Source organism: Prevotella sp. MGM1 (assembly GCF_002933775.1).
GTDB lineage: Bacteria > Bacteroidota > Bacteroidia > Bacteroidales > Bacteroidaceae > Prevotella.
The window spans coordinates 1-5417 of record NZ_BEWV01000044.1 but is presented as its reverse complement, the minus strand read 5'-3'; the positions used below and the strand labels follow the sequence as shown (position 1 = coordinate 5417).

The following is a 5417-nucleotide window of genomic DNA, read 5'->3' as shown; positions in this document are numbered from 1 at the left end:
CCCCAGGGCACAGGCGAGGAAGCTTTTGCCCGTGCCGGCAGATCCTGTTATGAAGAGATTCTGTCCGTTGCGGATGAAGTCAAGGGTAGCCAGCCGTTCCATCTGGTTGCGGTCAAGACCGCGGCTGACCGTATAGTCGATTTCCTCGAGGTATGCCTTGTAACGGAACGATGCGTTTTTTGTCAGTCTTGTCACCGCTGCCTGCGCGCGGTAGTCCCACTCGCGGCTGAGCAGCATGGACAGGAATGAGTCCTGGGTCATGGCCTGTGCCGTAGTTCCGGCCAGACTCTCGCGGAAGGCCTCGGCCATTCCGTGCATTTTCATGCGGTTCATCAGATCCAGCGATATGGCGTTCTGGTCCGGCTGCTGTCTCACCGGCGCTGTCTTGTCATTTGTTGTCATTGGAGTTGTCGTTTTTTACGTTTTCTTTGTGGTTGACGCTGTAGTATTCGCACCCCCGGATGTTTTTGTGCACAGGCGCGGGGGATGATTGCGCCGGGGTATGGACTGTTCCATCCTCGTCGGGAAGGAAGTCGGCGTCATCGCCCTGTTCAAGGACCTCACGCAGCGCCTGATATCCGTATTCAGATTTCTGCGAGGCGCATACACATGCCGCTATGAGCCGGTCTGTTCCATATTTCTTCTCGAGCGACAGTATCCCCCGACAGCTGCTGAAGGATTTTGGCGGGTACTGCATCCGTCTGTCTACTTCTCGTAGGTAATCCAGAACGATATTGTCTATCTCCGCCGCACGTTGGAAGAGTTCCTCGAGATCCTTGTCGTAAGGGCCGTAATGACCGGGCAGGTTGTGCTCCTTCTTCCACGAGTATGTGTAAGGGATGTCGCATCTGTCGTGCGTCGCCACGAGGTTCAGACCGCAATATATCTCCACTGTGTCGGCATCGTAGAGGATGACAACACGCTTGCCCACATGTTCGCGGGGAACGCTGTAGTGGTGCTTGAACAGGGATACGTAGCAGTTCTTGCCGACTGTCATCAGTTTGCGTTCCTTCATGACAAACAGTTTCTCGGGCAGGGGGCGGAGAAAGTCCTTCTCCCCGCGAAGGAAGATGTCACGGCGCGACAGTTCACGGCCGGCCATCGGCTTCTCGTTGAAGTCTAGCAGCGATATGTGTATCGCCGTGTTCAGCTCATCCAGAGAGTTGAAAACCATTCCCTCGATATCAAGATAGACTGAACGGTACAGGAGCTTGACCGCGTTCTCGACAAGTGCCTTGTCCTTTGGATGGCGTACACGCGCCGGGTATACGGCACATCCATAATGTTCGGCAAAGGCGGCAAACTCCTCGTTGATTACCGGTTCGTTACGGTCGCTGGTCTTCACCGCCGCCTTGAGATTGTCGGGAACGATGGCCGCCACAACACCCTCGAAGTACTGAAAGGCGTTCTGACAGGCCTTGATCAGGTCTTCCTTGCGCTGGGACCATACGGCCTCGCAGTAAGTATAATGACTGAACGGAAGTATGGCCACGAACACTTCGGCCTTCTTGACCTCGCCCGTCATCTCGTCGACAACCGCGAGTCTGTCGCCCGCGAAGTAGATGTACATCTGGTCGGCGGCGTAGTGCTCGACATGACCGACGACAGTGGTATGGAATCTGTATTGTCTGACGGTGCGTTTGAACACAGATTCCTGAAAGCCATCGGGATGACCTTCCCGATACTCATTGAAGAGCTTGCGCACGGTCATTCCCTTGCGTGAAAGACGGGCGACATAATCCGGTATCAGCGCATCAAGTTCGAGCTGGCGCTGCGAAGGCTCGCGATGACGGAACTCCGTGCATCCGAACATGTCACGGAGTTGCTCCTCCGTAAGTTCAAGCAGCTGATCTGTAGGCTTGCCGCTTGAAATGAACAGCCGGACATACTTGCGCACTGTGTTGCGGGAAATGTGAAACGTATTGGCCGTCTCTTTTATTCCCATTCCGACTGCGTAACATCTCAGGATGTTTTTTAATTTTGCAATCATATTTTGTAGTATTTGACATTGAACCCCGCCGTGCCAGGACAAGGATTCTCAAAACTACAAAAAAATTCCCCTGCCGTATCATCGACAGGGGTCATTTTATTTTGCCCGAAGGGGTCAATCTTATTATGCCCGAAGGGGTCAGTCCCGCGTGCCCGAAGAGGTCAAACTCTCGCGCCTTTTCCAGTTGCCGCCCGTGACGAGAGTATCGAATTATTGCAAAAGCAGATGGAGCGGCAGCAGGAGGAACACAGCCGCCAACTGATGGAACTGCAAGCCAAACACCGCAGAGAAATGGCGGACAAGGAAGCGGCACACCAAGAGGAAGTGTCATTCCTAAAATCCATTATCCAAAAAGCCAAGAAATGGTTTCCGCTGTTTCAAGAGCTGGTGTATATGGAGAAGTTCTGCCTTAAAGTCGGCTTCAACGAAAGGCAGACTGCCACGCTCATCAGCGGCAAACCGCTGTTCTACGAGGGCGAGCTCTATTCGGAAGAGCACAGGCGGAAGTTCACGACCGAGGAAGCAGGCTTCCAAGTGGTAAAAGACCCGAAAGACAAGTCCAAGCTTGCACTTGCCATCAACGGGCAAGTGATTGGAGAGTGGTTCAAGGAGCAGTTTGGCAGGCTGTTCTCATCCGTTAAAAGGACGGTTGAACCGCTTAGGAGAGGCAAGGGCATGGGATTATAAACAATAATAACGGAAGAATAGCAAGTTTGTGTTTGGGGCAGACCAAAACCGCTTGCTATCCTCAGTTGGTTGAAACGTCATTTTATTTGTGCCCGAATCCTACTCAAACTTGCCTGTGTGATGCCTAAATAGGTGGCGATACTTCCTAACGGCAACCGCTGTAACAAATCAGGCTCTTTCTCCAACAACTCGTGATACCGTTCCGAGGCGACGGCAGACAACATGGAAATCAGCCGTTCCTCGGCGGCAAGCAGTTCCATTTCCGCATAACGCCGTCCCCAATTGGCTATGTGCAAATCCTCCAAGAATAACTCTTTCAGTTTTTTCCTTTCCAATACATATAAGACAGAATTTTCCATCAGCTCCATTGTTTCATATCCCGACTCGTCATTCACATATCCTTTCATGGAAACAATGGTCGCCCCTTCCTTGCCGACCCAAAAAGTGATTTCTTTCCCCTCCACCAGAGTATAGGCGCGAACAATGCCTTTCTTGATGAAAAAGATGTCCTTTTCTACCTTGCCATATTCCAACACTTGGAATCCTTTGGGGTATGAGACTTCCGTCAGGCATTGCCGTAACTTGTCAAAAGACGCGTCCGGCATGGCATATCTCAGGTTGATGATTTCCTTTATATCCATAAGTTATTGTAGTTGTGGCACAAAATTATAAAATAGCGCACAGAAACGAAAACGAGCAGCTGTTTTTTTGTCAAATGCAAAAGTCGTTTTTACCAAATGCAAAAAGTTTTCAGGAATAACCTGCTTACTTTTGCACCCGAATTTAATAAATCATAGGTATGAATTGGATAATCTTATTTATGGCAGGATTGTTTGAGGTAAGCCTTACATTCTGCTTGGGAAAAACGAGAGAGGCATCAGGTATTGGTTTTTATCTGTGGGGAAGCGGTTTCTTGGCTTCCACGGTATTGAGTATGGCATTACTTGCCAAAGCGGTTCAGACTTTGCCTTTGGGCACGGCATACGCTATTTGGACGGGTATCGGAGCGGTCGGCACGGTCTTGATTGGGATATTCGTTTTCAAAGAGCCGGCCACTCCCATACGGCTTTTCTTCCTGTTCACGCTCATTGCCTCCTTGATTGGATTGAAAGTTGTGTCATACTGAAAGGAGGAATAAATGATGAAATATGAATTGAGAGAAAACCACGGCATTCCGGCACCTCTGCTGGCTCTGATGGCAGTCGCTACCGGGCTTTCCGTTGCCAACTGCTACTACAACCAGCCTTTGTTGGGCAGCATGGCAAAGGATTTTGGGGTAAGCGACTTTTCTGCCAGCATGGTTGCGACATTGACCCAGATAGGTTATGTAGTCGGACTTGTGTTTGTCATTCCGCTTGGCGATTTGGTTTCACGAAAGCAGCTGATATTGACCAATTATATCATTTCATCGTGCGCATTGCTTGCCATAGCACTTGCCCCTAACATCTATTGGGTGTGGGGCGCATCCTTGCTTGCCGGAGCATCTTCGGTTATGCCGCAGTTCTTCATCCCGTTGGTGTCTTTCCATTCAGCACCAGCACACAAGGTACGCAACGTGGGGATTATACAGTCCTGTCTGCTCATAGGCATTCTTGGCTCACGGGTGTTAAGTGGTTTCCTGGCTGATATGTGGGGATGGCGTTCCGTCTATTTTGTGGCTTGTGTGTTTATGCTCGGATGCTTTCTTATGATTTACAAGATGCTTCCCGTTCTGCCTGCTCGTTCACGTGAAAATTATGCGGGTCTGATGAAATCCTTGTTGCGTCTGCTTGCCAAATACCCGTACTTGCGTATCGCTTCGTTGAGGGCGGCATTGGCTTATGGCTCGTTCTTTGCGTTGTGGAGTTGCCTTGCTTTCCGGATGAAGCAAGAGCCATTCTTTGCGGATGACGATATTATCGGGGCACTCGGTTTGTGCGGATTGGCAGGTGCGTCTACGGTTGTATTCATTAGCGGCTATATCCAGAAGTACGGCGTAAGGTTCTTCTCCATTGTCGGGGGATGTGTTATCTTGGCTGCATGGTTGTTGGCATTTTTGGGAAATGACAGCTACTTGTGGATGATAATCGCCATCCTTTTGATTGATGCAGGAATGCAATGCATCCATTTGTCAAATCAGACTAGCGTGGTCTCCCTCGACGCATCCGCCATCAACCGAGTCAATACCGTTTATATGACCATCTACTTCCTGGGCGGTTCTGCTGGTACATTCGTTTCAGGTCTGTTTTGGCAACATTACGGATGGGCAGGCGTGGTAGGAGTAGGAGTTGCCTTTACCGTGGCTTCCTTGTTCGTTAATTGCTTCCAACCAAGACTGCATAAGGATGAATGCTCAATATTCTGACTAAAATAATTTTTGGAATGATCCTTTCAGTCTGAATATTTTTCATACCTTTGTACCGTAAGAGTTTCCCAAACAAGCAAAGCGATGCAGACCACGGCAATCAGGACGGTTGCCAGCTCATTACCCCAAAACGAGGTAATTCTTCTAACTCTCTTGATTTCAAAGGGGTATATTCCTTATACAGATTTACTGAAAATCTTTGGACAGTGTCATAAAAAAGATTGTAGCCATTGTCTCTTTATATTATATATGTGTAATTAGTATCTAGACTTGCTTTGTCCTTCTCTATTCCTGTGTATCCGACTTCTGTTCCTTTCTTTCTTTTCTTCCTCTTCCTCTTCCTTTCTTTTTTTTGTATCAACAACCTTTATTATTATCCTTTGTCATTGTCTTTAT

The 5417-nt window shown here is 49.0% G+C and carries 6 protein-coding genes; 3 read left to right on the top strand and 3 right to left on the bottom strand.

The features are described from left to right. Both MoGM_RS00900 and istA read right to left on the bottom strand, forming a co-directional pair. A partial coding sequence (locus MoGM_RS00900) for an ATP-binding protein (RefSeq protein ID WP_158249530.1) occupies positions 1-402 on the bottom strand: 402 nt, incomplete at its 3' end. Continuing rightward, the gene (gene istA, locus MoGM_RS00895; RefSeq protein WP_104368350.1) at positions 389-1990 is read right to left on the bottom strand and encodes an IS21 family transposase; all 1602 of its coding nucleotides are present in this window, start codon (positions 1988-1990) and stop codon (positions 389-391) included. The genes MoGM_RS00900 and istA, both read right to left, overlap by 14 nt. Before the next feature lie 225 nt (positions 1991-2215). Between istA and MoGM_RS00890 the strand changes: the two genes are divergently transcribed. Further along, the gene (locus MoGM_RS00890) at positions 2216-2677 is read left to right on the top strand and encodes a mobilization protein (protein ID WP_233210090.1); all 462 of its coding nucleotides are present in this window, start codon (positions 2216-2218) and stop codon (positions 2675-2677) included. A gap of 77 nt (positions 2678-2754) precedes the next feature. Here the strand turns inward: MoGM_RS00890 and MoGM_RS00885 are convergent, their stop codons facing one another. After that, positions 2755-3318, bottom strand: a complete 564-nt coding sequence (locus MoGM_RS00885; protein WP_104368349.1) for a Crp/Fnr family transcriptional regulator — start codon at positions 3316-3318, stop codon at positions 2755-2757. 158 nt (positions 3319-3476) lie between these two features. Here MoGM_RS00885 and MoGM_RS00880 point away from each other — a divergent pair, with 158 nt between their 5' ends. Both MoGM_RS00880 and MoGM_RS00875 read left to right on the top strand, forming a co-directional pair. Continuing rightward, positions 3477-3803, top strand: coding sequence for a multidrug efflux SMR transporter (locus MoGM_RS00880; RefSeq protein WP_104368348.1), 327 nt, complete (start codon positions 3477-3479; stop codon positions 3801-3803). A gap of 15 nt (positions 3804-3818) precedes the next feature. Further along, positions 3819-5021 carry an MFS transporter gene (locus tag MoGM_RS00875; RefSeq protein ID WP_104368351.1) on the top strand — a complete coding sequence of 401 codons (1203 nt, stop codon included), beginning with the start codon at positions 3819-3821 and terminating at the stop codon, positions 5019-5021. The last annotated feature ends 396 nt before the right edge of the window (positions 5022-5417 follow it).